Genomic DNA, 1,990 nt, shown 5'->3' with positions numbered 1-1,990 from the left:
TGGGCCGGTACGCGGGGTCCTTGGCCAGGCACGGGGCGATCAGCGGGTACAGATCGGGCGGCAGCCCTTCGAGCCGCGGCTCGCCGTGCACCACCTCGTACTGCACGGCCGCCACATGGCTGCCCTGGTACGCCGTCTGCCCCGTCGCCGCCAGCGTGAGCACGGCGCCCAGCGCGAAGACGTCCGCCGGCGGGCCCACGCGCTGCCCGAGCACCTGCTCCGGCGGCCCGTAGCCCGGGGTGACGGGCGCCTCGCCGGTGCTGGTGAGCGTCAGGCCGTGCTCGGGGCGGGCGATGCCGAAGTCGATGATGCGCGGGCCGGTCGCGGTGAGCACGATGTTGGGCGGCTTGACGTCGCGGTGGACGAGGCCGGCCGCGTGGATGTCGGTGAGCGTGCTCGCCAGCGCCGCGCCGACCGCCCGCAGCGCCGTGCCGTCCAGCGGCCCGTACCGCTCGACGGCCTCGGCGAGGGTCGGCCCGGCGAGGAACTCGCAGGCGATCCACGGCCGTCCGCCCTCCGTCTCGGCGGCCAGCACCCGCGCCACGCCGGGGCTCTGCACGGCCTGCGCGGCGTGCGCCTCGCGGACGAAGCGCTGCGCCAGGTTGGACTGGTGGGCCAGCTCCGGCCGCAGCACCTTGATCGCGGCGGGACGCCCGGAGGAGTCGCGGCCGAGGTACACCTTGCCCATGCCGCCCGCGCCGAGCACGCCGATGAGGCGGTACGGGCCGAGGCGCAGCGGGTCTCCGGTGCCGAGGGGTTTCATGGACGTACCGCTCCTGGTGGAAGTTCCTACTGAAGGGGGAGCCCGCGCACTTCGGCGGCGGTGACGACGAGGACGACCTTCGCGTCGTCCTGTTCGAGGACCATGGGGCGCTCGTTGTCCTCGGGCCCCCGGTACGACCACGCGGTCCTGTGCTCCTCCAGGTCGACCGCCCGCACCCAGTCGCGCCCGCCGGTGCCCACGTACGCGTACTTCTTGCCGACCACGGGCGCGACGATGAACGCCTGCGGCCCCGCCCAGTCGGCCTTGGCCTCCCACTCGACCTCGCCGCTGGCGCCGTCGATGGCGATGAGCCCGTTGCCGTTCTCGACGACGTACGCCTTGCCGTCCTTGACCGCGGGCGTGCCGTACAGGCGGGTGTCGGGACCGAGTGCGGCGCGGGCCTCGCGGTCCTTGCCGAGCGTCCAGCCCACCTCGCCGTCCGACAGCTTCAGCGCGGTCAGGTCGCGCAGGCCGAGGAGGACGTGTCCCTTGACGGTGGGGAACTGCTGGAGTCCCGCGAGCGCGTCGCGGTCGGCCTTCGGCGCCTCCCAGGTCCAGCGCACCTCGCCGGTCCTCGCGTCGAGGCAGGTCAGGGTGGACTCGACGCGGATGAGCGCCTCGTTCTTCGTCAGGGCCGTGGAGTACGAGGGGCCGGTGTCGGGGGACTTGTTGTCGAAGCCCCACAGCAGCTCGCCGGTCTTCAGGTCCGCGGCCACGAACTGCGGGGTCCACTCCGTCTTCTCGACGACGCGCTTCTTCGTCTTCTTGTCGCGGTAGACCCGGGTGACCCAGCGGGCGGTCGCGCGCATCAGCATGATGTCGTTCTCGAAGCCCTCGATGGCCGTGCCCTTGACCTCTGCGCCCTTGAGAACGACGTGCTCCTCCCGCTCGCCCGTCTCCGGGTCGCTGGTGGAGACGGCGTACGTCCCGTCACCCGAGATGTCGCGGCTGCCGACGGAGTAGAACCCCGAGTCGTCGCCGACGATGCCCAGCAGGGGGGAGGCGAGATCGTCGACGCCGCGCAGCTTCCCGTTGCGCGCGTCCACGAACTGCCCGCCGCCCGTGCTGGTGAGGAGCAGCACGTAGTTGCCGCCGGTGGCCAGGCTGAACGCGCCGCCGCCGCCGACGACCGGGCGCGTCCACAGCTCCTTCGGCGCCTTCGGCTTCTTCGCCTTGGGCTTGGCCGCCGGCTCCTTCTCGTCGTCGCGGAGGTACGCCCACGCCCCC

At 73.0% G+C, this 1,990-nt stretch carries 2 protein-coding genes; both read right to left on the bottom strand.

Going from position 1 to position 1,990, the window contains the following annotated elements; all coding sequences use genetic code 11:
• On the bottom strand, nt 1-763 hold a 763-nt coding region (locus tag H5J30_RS29865), incomplete at its 3' end, for a serine/threonine-protein kinase (RefSeq protein WP_181790484.1).
• Nucleotides 764-789: 26 nt separating this feature from the next.
• Nucleotides 790-1,990 (bottom strand): outer membrane protein assembly factor BamB family protein (locus tag H5J30_RS29860; protein ID WP_181790483.1); only part of this gene is annotated, 1,201 nt, incomplete at its 5' end.

The sequence above is a fragment of the Streptomyces phytophilus genome (assembly GCF_013870535.1).
Taxonomy (GTDB): Bacteria; Actinomycetota; Actinomycetes; order Streptomycetales; family Streptomycetaceae; genus Streptomyces; species Streptomyces phytophilus.
The sequence above is the reverse complement of the archived record's forward strand: the minus strand, read 5'-3'. Positions and strand labels throughout refer to the sequence as shown.